At 67.2% G+C, this 19438-nt stretch carries 23 protein-coding genes; 18 read left to right on the top strand and 5 right to left on the bottom strand.

Annotated features, from left to right (window positions below; all coding sequences use genetic code 11):
- Positions 1-62: 62 nt before the first annotated feature.
- Positions 63-1670: a S41 family peptidase gene (locus DN412_RS04685; protein ID WP_115013426.1), complete on the bottom strand. Its 1608-nt coding sequence runs from the start codon at positions 1668-1670 to the stop codon at positions 63-65.
- Between the two features lie 188 nt (positions 1671-1858).
- Complete coding sequence (gene gpmA, locus DN412_RS04680) at positions 1859-2605, bottom strand: 2,3-diphosphoglycerate-dependent phosphoglycerate mutase (RefSeq protein WP_078195148.1); 747 nt, start codon at positions 2603-2605, stop codon at positions 1859-1861.
- A gap of 188 nt (positions 2606-2793) precedes the next feature.
- Between gpmA and DN412_RS04675 the strand changes: the two genes are divergently transcribed.
- From DN412_RS04675 to DN412_RS04655, 5 genes are all read left to right on the top strand, one after another.
- A complete protein-coding gene (locus tag DN412_RS04675) occupies positions 2794-3207 on the top strand; it encodes a rhodanese-like domain-containing protein (protein ID WP_078195149.1) in 414 nt (137 codons plus the stop codon).
- An 85-nt stretch (positions 3208-3292) separates the two neighbouring features.
- Entirely contained in the window at positions 3293-3550 is a 258-nt protein-coding gene (gene grxC, locus DN412_RS04670) for a glutaredoxin 3 (RefSeq protein ID WP_078195150.1), read from the top strand.
- A gap of 206 nt (positions 3551-3756) precedes the next feature.
- Entirely contained in the window at positions 3757-4275 is a 519-nt protein-coding gene (gene secB / locus DN412_RS04665) for a protein-export chaperone SecB (protein WP_115013425.1), read from the top strand.
- 104 nt (positions 4276-4379) lie between these two features.
- Positions 4380-5396: an NAD(P)H-dependent glycerol-3-phosphate dehydrogenase gene (locus DN412_RS04660; protein WP_115013424.1), complete on the top strand. Its 1017-nt coding sequence runs from the start codon at positions 4380-4382 to the stop codon at positions 5394-5396.
- Between the two features lie 37 nt (positions 5397-5433).
- Positions 5434-6411, top strand: coding sequence for a Bug family tripartite tricarboxylate transporter substrate binding protein (locus tag DN412_RS04655; protein WP_115013469.1), 978 nt, complete (start codon positions 5434-5436; stop codon positions 6409-6411).
- Between the two features lie 15 nt (positions 6412-6426).
- Here DN412_RS04655 and trmL read toward each other — a convergent pair whose 3' ends face one another.
- Both trmL and DN412_RS04645 read right to left on the bottom strand, forming a co-directional pair.
- Positions 6427-6897 (bottom strand): tRNA (uridine(34)/cytosine(34)/5-carboxymethylaminomethyluridine(34)-2'-O)-methyltransferase TrmL, encoded by a 471-nt coding sequence (gene trmL / locus DN412_RS04650; RefSeq protein ID WP_115013423.1) that lies wholly within the window; start codon positions 6895-6897, stop codon positions 6427-6429.
- A gap of 85 nt (positions 6898-6982) precedes the next feature.
- Positions 6983-7846, bottom strand: coding sequence for a ComF family protein (locus DN412_RS04645; RefSeq protein ID WP_244222558.1), 864 nt, complete (start codon positions 7844-7846; stop codon positions 6983-6985).
- Here DN412_RS04645 and DN412_RS04640 point away from each other — a divergent pair.
- From DN412_RS04640 to DN412_RS04610, 8 genes are all read left to right on the top strand, one after another.
- Entirely contained in the window at positions 7835-8788 is a 954-nt protein-coding gene (locus DN412_RS04640; RefSeq protein WP_208647563.1) for a methyltransferase domain-containing protein, read from the top strand. The genes DN412_RS04645 and DN412_RS04640 overlap by 12 nt on opposite strands.
- Positions 8789-9057: 269 nt before the next feature.
- Positions 9058-9567, top strand: a complete 510-nt coding sequence (locus DN412_RS04635) for a DUF2244 domain-containing protein (protein WP_115013421.1) — start codon at positions 9058-9060, stop codon at positions 9565-9567.
- Positions 9568-9625: 58 nt separating this feature from the next.
- On the top strand, positions 9626-10891 hold the full coding sequence (gene coxB, locus DN412_RS04630) for a cytochrome c oxidase subunit II (protein WP_115013420.1): 1266 nt from the start codon (positions 9626-9628) through the stop codon (positions 10889-10891).
- A gap of 38 nt (positions 10892-10929) precedes the next feature.
- Positions 10930-12537 carry a cytochrome c oxidase subunit I gene (gene ctaD / locus DN412_RS04625; protein ID WP_078195155.1) on the top strand — a complete coding sequence of 536 codons (1608 nt, stop codon included), beginning with the start codon at positions 10930-10932 and terminating at the stop codon, positions 12535-12537.
- Between the two features lie 61 nt (positions 12538-12598).
- On the top strand, positions 12599-12751 hold the full coding sequence (locus tag DN412_RS43350; protein ID WP_161563978.1) for a cytochrome oxidase small assembly protein: 153 nt from the start codon (positions 12599-12601) through the stop codon (positions 12749-12751).
- 17 nt (positions 12752-12768) lie between these two features.
- The gene (locus DN412_RS04620) at positions 12769-13383 is read left to right on the top strand and encodes a cytochrome c oxidase assembly protein (RefSeq protein ID WP_115013419.1); all 615 of its coding nucleotides are present in this window, start codon (positions 12769-12771) and stop codon (positions 13381-13383) included.
- 41 nt (positions 13384-13424) lie between these two features.
- Complete coding sequence (locus tag DN412_RS04615) at positions 13425-13649, top strand: DUF2970 domain-containing protein (RefSeq protein ID WP_115013418.1); 225 nt, start codon at positions 13425-13427, stop codon at positions 13647-13649.
- Between the two features lie 145 nt (positions 13650-13794).
- Entirely contained in the window at positions 13795-14655 is an 861-nt protein-coding gene (locus tag DN412_RS04610; RefSeq protein ID WP_115013417.1) for a cytochrome c oxidase subunit 3, read from the top strand.
- A 132-nt stretch (positions 14656-14787) separates the two neighbouring features.
- Here the strand turns inward: DN412_RS04610 and DN412_RS04605 are convergent, their stop codons facing one another.
- On the bottom strand, positions 14788-14997 hold the full coding sequence (locus DN412_RS04605) for a twin transmembrane helix small protein (protein ID WP_078195159.1): 210 nt from the start codon (positions 14995-14997) through the stop codon (positions 14788-14790).
- A gap of 78 nt (positions 14998-15075) precedes the next feature.
- On the opposite strand from DN412_RS04605, the gene DN412_RS04600 reads away from it, so the two are divergent.
- The 5 genes from DN412_RS04600 to DN412_RS04580 all read left to right on the top strand — a co-directional run bounded on the left by DN412_RS04600 (position 15076) and on the right by DN412_RS04580 (position 19364).
- Positions 15076-15843 (top strand): SURF1 family protein, encoded by a 768-nt coding sequence (locus DN412_RS04600; RefSeq protein WP_115013416.1) that lies wholly within the window; start codon positions 15076-15078, stop codon positions 15841-15843.
- A gap of 71 nt (positions 15844-15914) precedes the next feature.
- On the top strand, positions 15915-16565 hold the full coding sequence (locus tag DN412_RS04595) for an SCO family protein (RefSeq protein WP_078198444.1): 651 nt from the start codon (positions 15915-15917) through the stop codon (positions 16563-16565).
- Positions 16566-16575: 10 nt separating this feature from the next.
- Positions 16576-17688, top strand: a complete 1113-nt coding sequence (locus DN412_RS04590) for a COX15/CtaA family protein (RefSeq protein WP_078195161.1) — start codon at positions 16576-16578, stop codon at positions 17686-17688.
- Entirely contained in the window at positions 17685-18629 is a 945-nt protein-coding gene (gene cyoE, locus DN412_RS04585; protein ID WP_078195162.1) for a heme o synthase, read from the top strand. Before DN412_RS04590 ends, cyoE begins: the two co-directional genes overlap by 4 nt.
- A gap of 114 nt (positions 18630-18743) precedes the next feature.
- Complete coding sequence (locus DN412_RS04580; protein WP_115013415.1) at positions 18744-19364, top strand: SCO family protein; 621 nt, start codon at positions 18744-18746, stop codon at positions 19362-19364.
- Positions 19365-19438 lie beyond the last annotated feature (74 nt).

Raw genomic sequence — 19438 nt, 5'->3', positions numbered from 1 at the left:
GCGGGCGGGCATGAAAAAAGCGGCCCCGCAGGGCCGCTTCTGGTGTGGCGCCGGCCCTGGCTTCAGGGTGCCTTGCCCGTCGGCGTGCCCAGCGGCTCGCCGATCGGCGCGCTGGCCGGCGGCTGCTTGGCGGGGGCCGGTGCGGCCGGCTTGGCTGCCGGTGCGCTGGCGCCCTTGGCGCCGCTCTTGGCCGACGGCTTGGCCGCCTTGCCGTTGTCGGCCGGCGGGTTGGTTTCGAGCTTCGACTTGGAGCGCTTGATCGGCTGCCCGTTGAGCTGGGCGATGGCCTGCTGCAGCATGAAGTCGTCGGCCGAGCCGAACTCCACCGGCTTCTTGCGGCGGTCCTTCTCGCGCTCTTCCGGCGTCTTCTTCGCGTTATCTTCTTCCAGGCGGCGCAGTTCTTCCACGCGGCGCTGTTCGCGCTCGGTCATTTCCGGCTCTTCCGATTCCTGCTTGTTGTGCAGGTGGCGCTCGGTGTCGATCTCGCGCGTGATCAGCGCGTCGTCAGGATCGCCGTCGGGGTTCTGGTCGACTGGGATATCCGGGCGGATGCCCTTGGCCTGGATCGACTTGCCGCTCGGAGTGTAGTAGTACGCGATGGTCAGCTTGATGCCGGTGTCGTTGGTCAGCGGGCGCACGGTCTGCACCGAGCCCTTGCCAAAGGTGGTCTTGCCCATGAGCTGCGCGCGGTGGTGGTCCTGCAGCGCGCCGGCCACGATCTCGGAGGCCGAGGCCGAGTAGGCGTTGGTCAGCACCACCATCGGGATCTTCTTGTAGAGCGCGGGCAGGTCCTTGAGCGGATCGTCTTCCAGCGACGACAGGCGGTAGTTGCTGAACGACGCCTTGTAGACGCGCTTGGCATCGGGCACCTGGCCGTTGGTGGACACCACGGTTGCGTCTTCCGGCAGGAACGCCGCGGCCACGCCGACCGCGCCCTGCAGCACGCCGCCGCCGTTGTTGCGCAGGTCCAGCACCAGGCCCTTCATGTTGGGGCTCTTTTGCGCCAGCTCGGCCAGCTTGCGGGCCAGGTCGGAGACGGTGCGTTCCTGGAAGCTGGTCAGGCGCACCCAGCCGATATTGTTGTCCAGCATCTTGGCCTTGACCGACTGCACGCGGATCTCGGCGCGCGTGATCGAGACCGGGAAGGTGCGTTCCTCGCTCTTGCGGTAGATGGTCAGCGTGACCTTGGTGCCGGGCTCGCCGCGCATGCGCTTGACCGCCTGCTCCAGCGGCAGGCCGCGCACGGGCTTGTCGTCGATGCGGGTGATCAGGTCGCCCGGCTGGATGCCGGCGCGGAAGGCGGGGGTGTCCTCGATCGGGTTGATCACCTTCACCAGGCCTTCTTCCTGCGAGATCTCGATGCCCAGGCCGGCAAAGCGCCCGCGCGTGCCTTCCTGCAGCTCCTTGAAGTCCTTCTCGTCGAGGTAGGCCGAGTGCGGGTCGAGGCTGGCGACCATGCCCTTGATGGCTTCGGTCAGCAGCTTCTTGTCATCGACTGGCTCCACGTACTCGCGCTTGATCTGCCCGAAGATATCGGCCATCAGCCGCAGCTGGTCCAGCGGCAGGGGCCCCGATGAATTCTGGGCAGTCGCTGAAATCTGCAGCGTGGCGAGCACGCCGGCGACGAGGCCGACAGAAACTAGGCTGATGTTCTTGAGCGTCTTGCGCATGAGGGCTGCCTGAACGTGTACTGGAAGTACTGGTGTACGGTATGGGGATTATGCCGGCTGCGGCCGCCCGGCGCCGGGCGGTTTGTCCGACAGTATAAGTGCGAGTGGTCAAACGGGTCTGTCCCGTCCCGGCTCAGGGTGGGCGGCCGCACATCTGCGGGCGGCCACCCCGGCCGCCCCGGCGGGCTTCAGCGTGCCTTGCCCTGGCTGGCCACGGCCGCCAGCGAGGCGGCGATGGCGTCCTGGTCGCCCAGATAGTAGTGGCGCAGGGGGCGCAGCTCGGCATCCAGCTCATAGACGAGCGGGGTGCCGTTGGGGATATTGAGTCCGACGATATCGTCATCCGAAATCTGGTCCAGGTATTTCACCAGCGCGCGGATGCTGTTGCCATGGGCGGCAATGACCACGCGCTTGCCGGATTGGATGTCGGGGGCGATGGATTCGTTCCACAGTGGCATCACGCGGGCCACCGTGTCCTTCAGGCACTCGGTCAGCGGGATCTCGTTGCGCGGCACATTGGCGTAGCGCGGATCGTCGTACGAGGCACGCGGATCGGTCGGCTCCAGTGCCGGCGGCGGCGTGTCGTAGCTGCGGCGCCACACCAGCACCTGCTCGTCGCCGAACCTGGCGGCGGTCTCGGCCTTGTTCAGGCCGGCCAGGGCGCCGTAGTGGCGCTCGTTCAGGCGCCATTCGTTGCGCACCGGGATCCACATCAGGTCCATTTCATCCTGCACGTGCCACAGCGTGCGGATGGCGCGCTTGAGCACCGATGTGTACGCCACGTCGAAGCCCAGGCCGGCCTCCTTGAGCAGCTTGCCGGCCTGGCGCGCCTGGTCGGCGCCGGTTTCGGTCAGGTCGACGTCGACCCAGCCGGTAAAGCGGTTTTCAAGGTTCCACGTGGATTCGCCGTGGCGGATGAGGACGAGCTTGTACATGCTGCTGCTTCCAGAGAGTAGGTAACCTGCATGCGTCCGCGCCGTCACCTGGAGGGGGCCGAGGGGCTCCTTGTGGACATCTCATGTCTCAGACAGGCGACAATGGCGGTTGGCCATGCAACAGCAGGGCCTGGACGCCAAACCGCGTATTTTATAATGCCGCCGACCCAACCTACCGGAATGCCAACGTGAATTTCTTCGCCGACTACAACAACCTCGCTCTGATCGCCCTTGCCGTGGTCTCGGGCGGCCTGCTGGCCTGGCCCGCGATCTCGCGCAGCACCCGCGGCAAGTCCGTCAATACGGCCGCCGCGACCCAGCTGATCAACAAGCGCGGCGCGGTCGTGGTCGACATCCGCGAGCCCGCCGAGTATGCCAAGGGTCACCTGCCGCAAGCCAAGAGCGCGCCGCTGGCCGACCTGCCCGCGCGCGCGGCCGGCCTTGCAAAGGACAAGGCTGCCCCAATCATCGTGGTATGCCAGAACGGCCAGCGCTCGGGCAAGGCCCAGGCAGCGTTGAAAGAAGCCGGTTACAGTGAGATCTACGCGCTCGAGGGCGGCATCGCCGCCTGGCAGCAGGCAGGCCTGCCGCTGGTGAAGTAAGCACCGGCAGCGCTGCCGTATCCGTCACAGCGCGCGCGGCCCGCACATGCCGGCCGCGCGCGCATTGCATTCAAGGAGAACCCGCATGGCCCGTGTCGTCATGTACAGCACCGTGGTGTGCCCGTATTGCCTGATGGCAGAACGCCTGCTCAAGTCCAAGGGCGTGGAAGCGATCGAGAAGATCCTGATCGACCGCGAACCCGGCAAGCGCGAAGAGATGATGAGCCGCACCGGGCGCCGCACCGTGCCGCAGATCTACATCGACGAGACCCATGTGGGCGGCTTCGACGACCTCTCGGCGCTGGACCGCCAGGGAGGCCTGGTGCCGCTGCTGGCCGCCTGAGCCACTTGCGGACCTTGCGCTTGCGCCGGCCTTTGCTGGGAATCGTCTGATTTCGGGCCGGGCTGGCTCCGGCGCACCCCCGGCGCGGGTGAATTCACCACCCGCGTCATGTACCATATGCGTTTTCGAACCGGGCACCGGCCAGTCTTGCGCCTTGCAGGGACTGCGGCCGCGACGCCCAACGCCCATCCTCCCGGAAGCCTTTCATGAGCGACCAGCAAAACACCCAGCAGGACGATCAACCTTTCTTCAATATCCAGCGCGTCTACCTGAAAGACATGTCGCTGGAGCAGCCCAATTCGCCCGGCATCTTCCTGGAATCGGAAGCCCCGTCGGTGGAAGTGCAGGTCAACGTCGGCGCTTCGCAGTTGCAGGAAGGGATCTTCGAAGTGGTGGTGACGGGCACCGTGACGACCAAGGTGCAGGACAAGGTTGCCTTCCTGGTGGAAGCGCATCAGGCCGGCATCTTCGATATCCGCAACGTGCCGGTGGAGCAGCTGGACCCGCTGCTGGGCATCGCCTGCCCGACCATCCTGTACCCGTACCTGCGCGGCAATATCGCTGACGTGATCACGCGCGCCGGCTTCCAGGCCATCCACCTGTCGGAAATCAACTTCCAGGCGCTGTACGAGCAACGCCTGCAGGCCGCCATGGAAGAAGCCCAGGGCGCCGAAGGCGGCAGCAGCGGCATCCTGATGCCCGACGGCAGCCAGGCCCGCCACTGATTCCGGCGTCCTGAACCATCATCGAAACGGGGCTGCGGCCCCGTTTTGACTTTGGACTACCATGGGTGGCGTCAACCTCTGCGCCATCTTCTGTTCGAGCTGCCATGAAACTGACCTTCCTCGGTGCCGGTGCCTGGGGCACCGCCCTCGCCAGCCATGCCGCGGCCACCAACGACGTGGTGCTGTGGGGACGCGATCCCGCGCAGCTCGCGGCGATCGCGGCCACGCGTGAGAACGCCGCCTACCTGCCCGGCGTGACGCTGTCCGGGCGGCTGGCGGTGCAGGCGGATTTCGAACTGGCCGTGGCGCATGCCGCCGACGACCCCGACGGCATCGTGGTGGTGGCCACGCCGGTGGCGGGCCTGCGCGAGATGACGCGCCGGCTGGCCACGCGCAGCGCCAGGCCGGTGTCGATGCTGTGGCTGTGCAAGGGCTTCGAATCCGGCACCCACCTGCTGCCGCACCAGATGGTGCGGGCCGAACTGGACGCCGCCGGGCGCACCGAGGGCTTCGCCTACGGCGTGCTGACCGGCCCCAGCTTCGCGCGCGAGGTGGCGCTGGGGCTGCCGTGCGCGCTGACGGTGGCGGGCAATGAGCCGTCGCTGGCCGATCGCGCGCAGGCGGCGTTCCACCATCATGCAATGCGCGTCTACGGCAGCGACGACCTGACTGGCGTGGAGGTCGGCGGGGCGGTCAAGAACGTGCTGGCCATCGCCACCGGCGCCAGCGACGGGCTCGGCCTGGGCCTGAACGCGCGCGCCGCGCTGGTGACGCGCGGGCTGGCCGAGATGACGCGCCTCGGACTGGCGCTGGGCGGCCGGGTCGAGACCTTCATGGGCCTGGCCGGCGTGGGCGACCTGATCCTGACCGCCACCGGCGACCTGTCGCGCAACCGCAAGGTCGGCCAGCAGCTCGCGGCGGGGCAGAGCCTGGAACAGATCCTGGCCGGGCTGGGGCATGTTGCCGAAGGTGTGCGCTGCGCCCAGGCGGTGGCCGAGCTGGCCGCCACGCACGGTGTTGAGATGCCGATCGCCCGCGCGGTCTGCGCCGTGCTGTTCGACGGGCTGAGCGCCGCCGATGCAGTGGCGCACCTGCTGCAGCGCGACGCACGCGACGAATGACCGCCCGCGTACCTACCTTCCTGATCCACTGCACCGCATGCCCACACGACGACAAGCGCTGATCGCGCTGGCTGCCGCCTGCGCCGCCGGGACTTCCGGCAGCGTTTTCGCCCAACCCTGGCCCGCGCGGCCGATCCGCATGGTGGTGCCGTTTCCGCCGGGCTCTTCGCCCGACCTGATCGCGCGCATCGTGACCGAAAAGCTGGCTACCGCGCTGGGCCAGCCGGTGGTGGTGGAAAACCGCCCGGGGGCCGGCGGCAATGTCGGCACCGGCATGGTGGCGCGCGCCGCGCCCGACGGCTATACGCTGCTGTTCACCATCAACGGCCCGCTGGTGACCGCGCCGACGCTGTCGCGCAACCTGAACTACGACCCGTTCCGCCAGCTGGCGCCGGTCACGCTGGTGGCCACCTCGCCCAATGTGCTGGTGGTGGATGCGCGCCTGCCGGTGCACAACCTGCGCGAGTTCGTCGCGCTGGCACGCTCGAAGCCGGGGGAACTGAACTATGGTTCGCCCGGCAACGGCAGCGCCTCGCACCTGGCGATGGAGCAGCTCAAGGCGGCGGCGGGCATCGACCTGCAGCACGTGCCGTACCCCGGCTTCCCGCAGATCACCACGGCGATGGTGGGCGGGCAGGTGCAGGCGGGCTTCATGGTGCCGGCGATTGCGATGCCGCAGGTCAGCGCGGGCAAGCTGCGCATGCTGGCCGTGACCACCACGGGGCGCACCGCCGTGCTGCCGACGGTGCCGACGGTGGCGGAGTCCGGCTATCCGGGCTTCGAGGCGATTTCCTGGCAGGCGGTGCTGGCGCCGGCGGGTACGCCGCAGGCGGTGATCGACCGGCTCTACCGCGAACTGGTGGCGATCATCGGCAGCGCCGACGTGCGCGACAAGATGCGTGCGCAGTATTTCGTGCCGGCCGGCACTGCGCCGGCCTCGCTGCGCCAGACCATGGTGAGCGAGAAGGCGCGCTGGGACAAGGTGATCCGCGCGGCCGGCGTGCAGCCGGAGTAGGCCCGAGATGGGTTCTTAGCTGCCGCCTTCGAACCCGTTCTGGCGCCACGCCTCGAACACCACCACGGCGACTGTGTTCGACAGGTTCAGGCTGCGGTTGTCGGGGCGCATCGGCAGCCGGATGCGCTGCGCGGGCGGGAACCACTCGCGCCGTTCCGGCGACAGTCCACGCGTCTCGGACCCGAACACGAACCAGTCGCCGGGCCGGAACGCCACCTGGCCGAACGGCGTCGACCCGCGCGTGGTCAGCGCGAACATGCGCGTCGGGTCGGGCTGTTCGCTGGTCATCAGGGCGTCCCAGCTTTCATGCACGCGCATGGTGGCGTATTCGTGGTAATCCAGTCCCGCACGGCGCATGCGCGCGTCTTCCAGCGGAAAACCCAGGGGTTTGACCAGATGCAGTTGCGCGCCGGTGTTCGCGCACAGGCGGATCACATTGCCGGTGTTGGGCGGGATTTCCGGTTCGACCAGGACGACGTTGAACATGATGCGGAGGGATGGCGGGCGCGCTGCGCCCTTCGACAGAACGGTGCGCAGCTTACCGCGCGCACCATCCCCTGTCATCTGAGCGCTAGGGCGTGCGCAGCGCGACGATCACGCTGACCCTTGCCGCGCCATGCGCCTTGAGCACGCCGGCGGCCTCGTGCAGGGTCGCGCCGGAGGTCATCACATCGTCGACCAGCGCCACGTGCAGGCCGTCCGGCCGCGCGGCGCGGGTCAGCCTGAAGGCGCCGCGCAGATTCACCTGCCGGGCGGCCAGGTCCAGCGCGCGCTGGCTGCCGGTGTCGCGCTGGCGCTGCAGCAGCACGGGGTCGGCGCGCAGGCCCAGGCGGCGCGCCAGCGGCCGCGCGATTTCCCAGGCCTGGTTGAAGCCGCGCGCGGCCAGCCGTTGAGGCGACAGTGGGATCGGCGCGAGCAGGTCCGGCGCAGCCTGCCGGGCCTGGGCCCAGGCCGCTGGTAGTCCGGCGGCCAGCCTGGCCGCGAGCCAGCCCGCCAGCGGCAGGGCGTGGCCGAACTTGAGCGCCAGCACCAGCTGGTCCTGCGGCGAAGCGTAGTCGCCCAGCGTGTGGGCGTGATCGAAGGCCGGGGGCGATGCGGCGCAGGCCGGGCAGTGGAAGTGGCGCCCCAGCGCCAGCGCGCAGGCGGGGCAGCGCCGCACGGGGCGCAGCACGTCGGCGGCGCAGGCCGCGCAGACCACTTGCCGCTGCACCGCCCCGCACAGTGCGCAGGCACTTGGCAGCAGCAGTTCGCGGGCGCCGGCCAGCGCACGGCCGGTGGCGCCGGCAGCCAGCGCGGCGCGCGCGTATACTTGCCGTCCGGCCGCGGCCCATCGGGCGCGACGGCCGCGTTCGTCCGGCGCCAGGGCCTGATCCCGTATCTGTCCCCGCGCCGCTTCCTGGTTTTCTTGCTGCCCTGTCTGCCCGTGTCCCTGCATGCCGCTGATTCTCCCGATGCCTTCCTGCCGCCCGCGCGCCTGACCCGGCTCGCCTTCGACCGGCGCAGCCGTGGCTTCGGCCAGCTGGAGTTCCTGCTGGGCGAGATCGGCCGCCGCATGCAGGAGCGCATGGAAGTGATCCGGCTGGCGCCGCAGCGCGCGCTGGATATCGGCTGCGGCCACGGCCAGGGCCTGGCCGGGCTGCGCGCCCGTTTTCCGGATGCGCAGATCGCCGGCCTGGACATCTCCGGCGCGATGCTGGCCGAGGCCGGCCAGCGCGACCCCCAGCGCCGGCCTGGCTGGATCGGCCGCATGCTGGGCAAGCGGCCGCTGTTCGACCTGGTCCAGGGCGATCTTGCCACACTGCCTTTTGCGCCCGCGAGCTTCGACCTGCTGTGGTCCAACCTGGCGCTGCACTGGCATCCGGAGCCGCACCGCGTGTTCCCGGAGTGGCACCGCGTGGCGCGCGACGAAGGGCTGGTGCTGTTCTCGCTGTTCGGCCCGGATACCCTGAAGGAGCTGCGCGCGGCCTTTGCCGAGGTCGACGATCTGCCCCATACGTTGCGCTTTGTCGACATGCACGACATCGGCGACATGCTGGTGCACAGCGGCTGGTCCACCCCGGTGATGGACATGGAGACAGTGACCGTGACCTACGAGTCGCCCGCCACGCTGCTGCGCGAGGTGCAGGCCTTCGGCGGCCTGCGCGGGCCGGCCGGGGCGCTGCCGCAGGGCCTGCGCGGCCGCGGCTGGTACCAGGCGCTGACCCGGGCGCTGGAGCGGCGGCGCAACCCCGACGGCGTGATCCCGCTGACCTTCGAGATCGTCTACGGCCACGCATGGAAGCTGGCCCCGCGTGGCGGCCAGGCCGTCGACGACCAGGGCCGCGCGGTGGTGCCGCTGGACCAGATTGGCCGTGCAAGACCGCGTCGCGCAAGTTAAAACAGAGTTAACTTGCGCCGGTGCGGGATTGCCGCAAACATAGCGTCGGCGCGGCGGGCAGGGCGATGGCCGGGCTCTTGCCAATGCACAGAATCGAGCGGCGCGCAAGCCTTGCGGTCAAGGCGCGCCCTTGTCCGTGTATGGGAAGCGCCCTATAATGCGCCAGTTTGTCGCAGTGGTCCCCTGGCACAAGAACGTCCTGGTTTGCACGCACTGTGCGGTCCGGACGCCATCGTCCCGGGTGTGCATCCGATGCAGAGTGGTTGGCGATGCAAGACTTGGGTATCGCATTCCAGACGGCAGGTGGTGACTCCGGCGGAAATCTCGACGGACCTCCCTCCTCGCCCCACGACTGGCTGATGAAGCGGAATTGCTCGCTGAGTCCACGCCAGGTCGGCTGGTTTTACCTCTCGATCCTCACGGTTTCGCTTGCCATCGCGTTGTTTTTCGCGTGGCAAGGGTCGTGGCTCGTGCTGCCGTTTGCCAGCATCGAGCTGATCGGGCTGGGGATCGCCCTGCTTGTGTATGCGCGCCATGCGACAGACTATGAGCGCGTCAGCATCACCGACGGCACGCTGGTCGTGGAGACAGCCAGCGCCGGACGGGTGACGCGCCAGGAATTCAATCCGTACTGGGTGCGGATCGAACTGGGTGAATCGTTCCGCGCGCTGGTGACGCTGCGCTCGGGCGTGCGTGCGGTACAGGTGGGGTGTTACGTGGACCCGTACCGGCGACGCAAGTTCGCGCAGGAGCTCGCAGCGGCCTTGCGCTGCCTCTGAGAGGCGGCGGGAGCGGCGGCGGGGACAGATTTGAATCTGTAAATTGGGTAGATAACAAATGAAAATGTGGAAGAAGGCATCCGCAGTTTGTCTGGCCGGGGCGTCCCTGCTTGCCAGCCAGGCGGCGTCCGCGGTCAGCGACATGCCGGGCGGCCCCGCCGTGCGCCAGCTCAACCTGACCGAGCCGGTCACCAAGATCGCCGAACAGATTCACTGGCTGAACTGGATGATGCTGATCATGTGCACCGTGATCTTCGTCGCGGTGTTCGGCGTGATGTTCTATTCCATCTTCAAGCACCGCAAGGCCAAGGGTGCCAAGCCTGCTGCCTTCCACGAAAGCATCACGGTCGAAGTGATCTGGACCATCGTCCCGTTCATCATCGTGATCGCCATGGCACTGCCGGCCACCAAGACCGTGGTGGCCATGAAGGACACCACCAACTCTGACCTCACCATCAAGGCCACCGGCTACCAGTGGAAGTGGGGCTATGACTACCTGAAGGGCGAAGGCGAAGGCATTTCCTTCGTGTCGACCCTGACCACGCCGCGCGAGCAGATCAACAACGAGCAGCCCAAGTCGAACACCTACCTGATGGAGGTGGACAACGAACTGGTGGTGCCCGTCAACAAGAAGATCCGCATCGTCACCACTGCCAACGACGTGATCCACGCCTGGATGATTCCGGCCTTCGGCGTCAAGCAGGATGCGATCCCGGGCTTCGTGCGCGACACCTGGTTCAAGGCCGAGAAGATCGGCGTGTACCGCGGCCAGTGCGCCGAGCTGTGCGGCAAGGAACACGCCTTCATGCCGATCGTGGTGCGCGTGGTTTCCGACGCCGACTACACCAAGTGGGTCGACGGCAAGAAGAAGGAGCTGGCGGCCAAGGCCGACGATCCCAACAAGACCTGGACCCTGGACGAAATGAAGGTCCGCGGCGAGAAGGTCTACGCCGCCAACTGCGCGGTCTGCCACCAGCCCAACGGCAAGGGCGGCGGCGCGTTCCCGGCGCTGGACGGCTCCAAGATCGTGAACGGCCCGAAGGCCGGCCAGATGCACATCCTGCTGGAAGGCAAGAACGCCATGCCGATCTGGAAGCAGCTGTCCGACACGGAACTCGCGGCAGTCATGACTTACACCCGCAATGCCTGGAGCAACAAGACCGGCGAAGTGATCCAGCCGAGCGATTTTGTCGGCGCACGCGCAGGCAAGTTCCCGGAAGGCAGCGGCGCCGGCGGCGATGCCGCACCGAAGGCGCAAGCCAAGCCCGCCGATCAGGCAGCGGACAAGCAGGCCAGCCTCGCGGGCAACCGCGCCGCAGGCTGACTCGCTGAAGAAAGAACAGGATTAGAGGAGCATTTGCGATGAGTACTGCTACCCCGGACGCGATCGCCCATCCGCACGACCACGCGCATGATGATCACGCCCACGATCATCCGCATGGCTGGCGCCGCTGGCTGTTTGCCACCAACCACAAGGACATCGGTACGCTGTACCTGCTGTTCTCGTTCACCATGCTGCTGTCGGGCGGCGTGCTGGCGCTGCTGATCCGCCTGGAGCTGTTCGAGCCGGGCCTGCAGTTCTTCCGCCCCGAACTGTTCAACCAGTTCACCACCATGCACGGCCTGGTGATGGTGTTCGGCGCGATCATGCCGGCCTTTGTCGGCTTCGCGAACTGGATGATCCCGCTGCAGATCGGCGCATCCGACATGGCGTTCGCGCGCATGAACAACTTCAGCTTCTGGCTGATGCCGCCGGCCGCGCTGCTGCTGGCCGGTTCGTTCTTCGCCCCGGGCGGCGCCACCGCCGCCGGCTGGACTCTGTACGCGCCGCTGTCGGTGCAGATGGGCCCGGGCATGGACATGGCCATTTTCGCCATGCACATCATGGGCGCGTCGTCGATCATGGGCTCGATCAACATCATCGTGACCATCCTCAACATGCGTGCCCCGGGCATGACGCTGATGAAGATGCCGATGTTCTGCTGGACCTGGCTGATCACCGCCTACCTGCTGATCGCCGTGATGCCCGTGCTGGCCGGCGCCATCACCATGGTGCTGACCGACCGCCACTTCGGCACGAGCTTCTTCTCCGCCGCCGGCGGCGGCGACCCGGTGATGTACCAGCATATCTTCTGGTTCTTCGGCCACCCCGAGGTCTACATCATGATCCTGCCGGCGTTCGGGATCGTCTCGCACGTGGTGCCGGCGTTCGCGCGCAAGCGCCTGTTCGGCTACAGCTCGATGGTGTACGCCACCGCCTCGATCGCCATCCTGTCGTTCATCGTGTGGGCCCACCACATGTTCACGACCGGCATGCCGGTGACCGGCCAGTTGTTCTTCATGTACGCGACCATGCTGATCGCGGTGCCCACCGCCGTGAAGATCTTCAACTGGATCGCCACCATGTGGCGCGGCTCGATGACCTTCGAGACCCCGATGCTGTTCGCGATCGGCTTTATCTTCGTGTTCACCATCGGCGGCTTCACCGGCCTGATGCCGGCCGTGGCCCCGATCGACATCCAGCTGCAGGACACCTACTTCATCGTGGCGCACTTCCACTATGTGCTGGTGGCCGGCTCGCTGTTCGCGCTGTTCGCGGGCTTCTACTACTGGGGTCCGAAGTGGAGCGGTTTCATGTACAACGAGACCCGCGGCCAGATCCACTTCTGGGGTTCGCTGATCTTCTTCAACGTGACCTTCTTCCCGATGCACTTCCTGGGCCTGGCCGGCATGCCGCGCCGCTATGCCGACTACCCGACCCAGTTCGCGGACTTCAACGCGATCGCGTCGATCGGCGCGCTGGGCTTCGGCCTGATGCAGGTGTATTTCTTCTTCTTCGTGGTGCTGCCGTCGTACCGCGGTGGCGAGAAGGCCGCGGACAAGCCCTGGGATGGCGCCGAGGGCCTGGAGTGGACCGTGCCGTCGCCGGCGCCGTTCCACACCTTTGAAGTGCCGCCGCAAGTCCGTTAAGCGGCGCGCCACGCAACAAGGTTCAGGAGGCGGACCGCCGGTCCGCCTCCTGAACCGGCAGATGAAGGCAGTAGCAGCAATGACGCAGGCTCCAGACAAAAACCCATCCCGACCGGACCATAAGGCCGCCAACCGGCGCCTTGGTCTGATCCTGTTTTCCATCGTGGTGGTTTTCTTTTTGGGGTTCTTCGCCAAGATGGTGTTTCTTGGCTGAAGCTGCAGGGTAGTGAGATGAACGTCGACCAGCAGGACCAGGCAAGCCGGGAAGCCGAGCAGCGTTTCAACCGCGGCATGATGCTGCGGCTGATCGTGATCGTGACGCTGATGTTCGGCTTCGGCTACGCGCTGGTGCCGCTGTACAAGAAGATCTGCGACATCACCGGCCTGAACGTGGTGACGACGCGGGACCTGTACGGCGGCTCGGTCAAGAACACGCAGGTCGACAAGAGCCGCACCATTACGGTGGAGTTCGACTCGAACGCGCGCGGGCCATTCGCCTTCCGGCCGGTGAAGAACAGCATGGAAGTGCACCCGGGCGAGATGACGACAATCGTCTACGAGGTGGCCAACGGACAGTCGCGCGATATCTCCGCGCAGGCCATCCCGAGCTACGCGCCCAAGCAGGCGACCGAGTTTTTCAAGAAGCTGGAGTGCTTCTGCTTCAAGCAGCAGACGCTCAAGGCGAAAGAGGCGCGCGAGATGCCGGTGGTGTTCGTGATCGATCCCGCGCTGCCCAAGGATGTAAAGAGCATTACGCTGTCGTACACCTTCTTCGAGGTGGGCGCGCCGGTGGCGCAGGCGCCTGAAGGCCAGCTGGCGCCGGCGCCGGTGGGCAAGGGCATCTGAAGCGGGCCGCCGGCACAGGCCGGCGATGCGGAGGACGGGCGATGGATGAGATGAAGGACGCGGTCAGGCGCAAGATGTCGTTTGCGCAGACCATGCGCGCGGTGCTGTGGTCGTTCATCGGCCTGCGCAAGGGCGCGGAGCACGAGCGCGACATGGCGCGGCTGAACCCGGTGCACGTGGTGATCGCCGGGGTGATCGCAGCTGCCGCCTTCATCGCGATCCTGGTGGTGATCGTGCGCATGGTGGTAAGCCACGCGGCAGCGTAGCAGGGCAGGAAGGGCAGAAAACAAAAGCAGTCGCAGAACAAAGCAACCGCAGCGGCGGGGCCGGCCCAGAGGAGGCGGGTGGCCTGCAGTGCCAATGCGGGGACAACGATTACTGAATCAAAGACTCTGAGCTGGAGATAAAAGAATGAGTGCGAACCGCGCAAACGCTCCGTACTACTTCGTACCGGGCCCGTCGCGTCACCCGATCACGGCAGCCTTCGGCCTGCTGATGACCGGCGCCGGCGCAGCCGGCTGGGTGAACGGACAAAGCTGGGCGCCGTACCTGTGCGGCTTTGGCCTGCTGTGGTTCCTGTTTGTGCTCAAGAGCTGGTTCGGCGACGCCATCGGCGAATCGGAAGGGGGCCAGTACGGCAAGAACATCGACCTGTCGTTCCGCTGGTCGATGGGCTGGTTCATCTTTTCCGAGGTGATGTTCTTCGCGGCCTTCTTCGGCGCGCTGTTCTATGCCCGTACCATCGCCATGCCGTGGCTGGGCGACCTGAACAACAAGATCCTGTGGCCCGACTTTGCCGCCGTGTGGCCCAACAACGGCCCGGCCGGCGTGGTGGATACCTTCCAGACCATGGGGCCGTGGCCGATCCCGACCATCAACACCGCGCTGCTGCTGATGTCCGGCCTGACGCTGACCTGGGCGCACCACGCGCTGCTGGCCGGCAAGCGCAGCCAGCTGATCCAGGGTCTGGTGCTGACCATCCTGCTGGGCGCCATCTTCATGTGCTTCCAGGCGTACGAGTACATGCACGCCTACTCGGAACTGAACCTGAAGCTGACCTCGGGCATCTACGGCTCCACCTTCTTCCTGCTGACCGGCTTCCACGGCTTCCACGTGACCATGGGCGCGATCATGCTGACCGTGGTGCTGATCCGCGTGCTGAAGGGCCACTTCACGCCCGATCATCACTTTGCGTTCGAAGGCGCCGCCTGGTACTGGCACTTCGTTGACGTGGTGTGGCTGTTCCTCTACGTCGTGGTGTACTGGCTGTAAAGCCGGCTGCCGTACCCGCCGGCGGGCCCAGGGGACTGACCCGGGCCGCCGGCGCCAACGCAAAAGAGAAACGCCGCAGCGGTTGTCCAGCCTGCGGCGTTTGTCTTTTGCGAGCCCGGAGCGACCAGGGACTCAGGGCGCCATGCGGATGCCCGTGCTGTGGATCCAGCCCATCCAGTTCGAGAACAGGATGAACAGGAACAGCGCCACCGAGAAGCCCACGCGCAGCATCAGCGAGCGCATCATGTTGGGCGTCTTGCCGCGGTCGCGCATCATGAAGAACAGGGCCGAGGCCAGGCTGGCGATGATCAGGATGAAGGCAATGATGATGACAATGCGCATGGCGGGGCGGGTTGGCGGAAAGAGCGGCGGAAAAAGCCATTATCGCATCGGGCCGATGTTCGCAGTGCCGGCGGGACGATGAGCTTGCGCCGCTTCTTCAGCCCGCTGCCGCTGGCCGCCGCGCTTGTGGTGATCGCCGTGACCTGCGCGCTCGGCAACTGGCAGCTCAACCGCGCGCACGAGAAGGAAGCCCGGGCCGCGCGGCTGCAGGCGCTGTCGGCGCAGCCGCCGGTGGTGCTGGGCACGGTGCCGCTGTCACAAGTCGTGACCGACCGCACGGTCCGCGTGACCGGGCGCTTCGACACGGCCCGCACCGTATTGCTGGATAATCGCCCCCACGGCAATGGCACTCAGCCCGGAGACAGCCGCGCCGGCTTCCTGGTGCTGACGCCGCTGCGGATTTCAGCCTCCCCGGCCGGGCCGGCAGGTGCCCCGGGCGCCATCCAGGCGGTGCTGGTGCTGCGCGGCTGGCTGCCGCGCGATGCCCAGGACCGCACCCGGATTGCGCCGTTCCCGACGCCCGACGCAGAGGTGACCATCGAAGGCACGGCACTGGCGGCCGTGCCGCGGGTCTATAGCCTGGGCAACGACGCCGCCGGCAGCAAGATCCGCCAGAACGTGGATATCGCCGCCTATGCCGCCGAATCGGGCCTGGCGCTGCATCCGCTGGTGCTCGAGCAGCGCAGCGATACCGGCGATGGCCTGGCGCGCGACTGGGCCCCGGCCGACCTGGGCGCCGAGCGGCACTATGGCTATGCCTTCCAATGGTTCGGGCTGGCCGCGCTGACGGTGGTGCTGGTGATCGTGCTGGGCTGGCGCCGCGCGCGGCGGCTGGCGGCACCGTAATCGAATGACATGACCGCATGCGCCCCGAACGGGCGCATGCGCTCGCCGAAGACAAAGGACAGACTTACCCCATGGCACAGCAAGACTCCGCTCCGGCCACCGCGGCCTCGCCGCAGGACCCCCGCATCGACGCGCGCACGCACCGCGGCCGCCTGCAGATGCTGATGCTGCTGCTGGTGTGCGCCTCGCCGGTGATCGCCTCCTACTTCACCTACTACGTGATCAAGCCGCGCGGCGGCGCCACCAACTATGGTGCGCTGGTCGAACCGCAGCGGCCGATGCCGCCGGTGCGTGTCGCCGACGAGCGGGGCCAGGCTGTGCCGCTGGAACAGTTCCGCGGCAAGTGGCTGCTGGTGAGCGCCGATCCGTCCGCCTGCGACGAGGCCTGCGCGAAGAAGCTCTTCACTATCCGCCAGATCCGCGCCGGGCAGGGGCAGGACCGCGAGCGCATCGTGCCGGTGTGGCTGGTGACCGACGACGGCAAGATCGACGAGCGCCTCACCGCGGCCTACAACGAGCCCTACGCCGGCGTGCGCTTCCTGCGCATCGACCGCCAGGCCGCGCAGCAGTGGCTGCCGGCCGAGCCGGGCAAGCGCGCCGAGGACACGCTGTACCTGGTCGACCCGCTGGGCAACCTGATGATGCGTTTCCCGCAGGACCCGGACCCCAAGAAGCTGAGCGGCGACCTGAAGAAGCTGCTCAAGGTCTCGCGCATCGGGTGAAGGGGACGGCATGCTGCTGCAACTGGCCATTATCGGCATCCTGATCGCGCTGTTCCCGCTGTCCTACGTGCTGGTGAAAGGGGACCGCAACAAGTACCGCAAGCTCGCCTGGATCACGGCGTTCCTGACACTGGACCTGATCATGTTCGGCAGCTTCACGCGGCTGACCGACTCCGGCCTGGGCTGCCCTGACTGGCCCGGCTGCTACGGGCATTCCAATCCGCACGCCGCGATGGAGCCGATCCGCGCGGCCGAGACCGCGCTGCCCAGCGGCCCGGTGACGCTGGCCAAGGCGTGGATCGAGATGATCCACCGCTATTTCGCCATGGCGGTGGGCGTGCTGATCATCACGCTGATGGTGCTGGCGTGGGTCAGGCGGCGCGAGCTGAAGCAGTCGCCGTGGTTCGCTACCGGGGTGCTGCTGCTGGTGTGCGTGCAGGGAGCGTTCGGCGCCTTTACCGTGACCCTGAAGCTGCAGCCCGTCATCGTGGTCACGCACCTGATGCTGGGCATGGCCCTGCTGGCGGTGCTGATCCAGCTGGGCTCGCGCAACGATCCGCCGCACCCGGTCGCGCCGCAGGCGGCGCAACTGCGCTGGCCGGTGCGCATCGGCCTGCTGCTTCTGGTGATCCAGATCTTCCTGGGGGGCTGGGTCAGTACCAACTACGCGGTGCTCGCCTGTACCGACTTCCCGCTGTGCAACGGCCAGCTGGTGCCGGAAATGGACTTCCGCCACGGCTTCACGCTGTGGCGCCAGCTGGGCATGACCGCTGATGGCGACTACATCCCGCACGCCGCGCTGGTGGCGATCCACTGGGTGCACCGCGGCTTTGCCTTTGTCGTGCTGGGCTACCTGGCGTGGTTCGGCCTGCGCGCGCGCCGGCTGGAAGGGCTGGAGCGCGCCGCCGGCTGGCTGCTGGCCGCGCTGGTGCTGCAGCTGGCGACCGGGATGTCCAATATCGTGTTCGACTGGCCGCTGGTGGCCGCGGTCGCGCACAACGGCGGCGCGGCGGTGCTCCTGCTGCTGCTGGTCCGCCTCCACTACAATACGGGGCTCGCTGGGCTTACGGTGCGGGCCGCCGGCACCCCCGCTGCCGCGCCGAACGCCGCCCGCGCCACATGAAAGACAAGACCCCTTCCGTGGTTACCGCTACACACCCCCATTCCCTGGGCAAATTGAGCCGAATGCGGCACCTTGCCCGGCAGTATGCCGCCCTGACCAAGCCGCGCGTGACGCAGCTGGCCGTCTTCTGCGCCATCATCGGCATGTTCCTGGCCACGCCCGGCATGGTGCCGTGGCGCGTGCTGATCGGTGGCGCCGCCGGCATCTGGCTGCTGGCCGGCGCGGCCTTTGCCATCAATTGCCTGGTCGAGCAGAAGATCGATGCGCTGATGCGCCGCACCGCGTGGCGGCCGTCGGCCACCGGCGAGATCACCACGCCGCAGACCCTGGTGTTCTCCGCCATCCTGGGCGGCGCCGGCATGTGGCTGCTGCACGTCTACGCCAACGACCTGACGATGTGGCTGACCTTTGCCACCTTCCTGGGCTACGCGGTGGTCTACACCATCCTGCTCAAGCCGGCCACGCCGCAGAACATCGTTATCGGCGGGCTGTCCGGGGCGATGCCGCCGGCGCTGGGCTGGGCCGCCGTGGCGGGCGAGGTGCCGGCCGAGGCCTGGTTCCTGGTGCTGATCATCTTCACCTGGACTCCGCCGCACTTCTGGGCGCTGGCACTGTACCGCCGCGCCGACTACGCCAAGTCCGGCCTGCCAATGCTGCCGGTCACGCACGGCGAGCGCTACACGCTGCTGCATATCCTGCTGTACACGCTGATCATGATCGCGGCGACGCTGCTGCCCTTTGTCTACGGCATGAGCGGCTACATCTACCTGGCCGCCGCGCTGGCGCTGGGCGCCGGCTTCCTGGCCTACGCCTGGAAGATGTACCGCAACTATTCCGACGAACTGGCGCAGCGCACTTTCCGTTTCTCGATCCTGTACCTGTCGCTGCTGTTCGCCGCGCTGCTGGTCGATCACTACTTCAAGTTCGTGCCGCAGGTCTGACCTGCGCCACCGGGCCGTGCCGGCTGCGGCATCTTGTCGCGGCCGGCACGGCGCAGCAGCACGATCGGCGATACTGCGTGCTGTATCCCTCCACCGCTGACCGGTTTCCTCCGCATGCCCCGCCTAAGCCCCGCCTCCGGCCTGTTCGCCGCCTTCCGCCGCTTTGCCCTGCTGGCCGTGCTTGCGCTGGCCGTTGCCGCCTGCGGGCAGCAGAAGGCCTCGTTCCGCAATGTCGATATCAGCGGCGCCGCTGATTTCGGCAAGGACTTCTCGCTGACCGACCACACCGGCAAGGTGCGCACCCTGGCCGACTACAAGGGCAAGGCGGTGTTGATGTTCTTCGGCTACACCCACTGCCCGGACGTCTGTCCCACCACCATGGCCGAACTGAAGGCCGTGATGGAACAACTGGGCCCGGACGCCGACCGCGTGCAGGTGCTGTTCGTCACGGTCGACCCGGAGCGCGACACGCAGGCGCTGCTGGCCCAGTACGTGCCCGCCTTCGACGCGCGCTTCGTGGGGCTGCGCCCGGCCGACGAGGCCGCGCTGCAGAAGGTGACCAAGGACTTCAAGGTCTTCTACGCCAAGGTGCCTGGCAGCTCGCCCAACAACTACACGGTGGATCACTCCGCCGGCAGCTATGTCTTCGATCCGGAGGGCAAGCTTCGGCTGTTCATCCGCCATGGCCAGGGGCCGGAGCCCATCGCCCACGACCTGAAACAGCTGCTGTCGTGACGTAAATCAGAGGGAAGGGGTGCGGCATAACGTCGCACTCACTCCCTCGCGGGCAACAAAAAGGCCGGTCCAGT

Source organism: Cupriavidus lacunae (assembly GCF_003353055.1).
In the GTDB taxonomy this organism is placed as follows: Bacteria; Pseudomonadota; Gammaproteobacteria; order Burkholderiales; family Burkholderiaceae; genus Cupriavidus; species Cupriavidus lacunae.
Note: the sequence above shows the minus strand (reverse complement) of the source record. Positions and strands in the feature narration are given on the sequence as shown.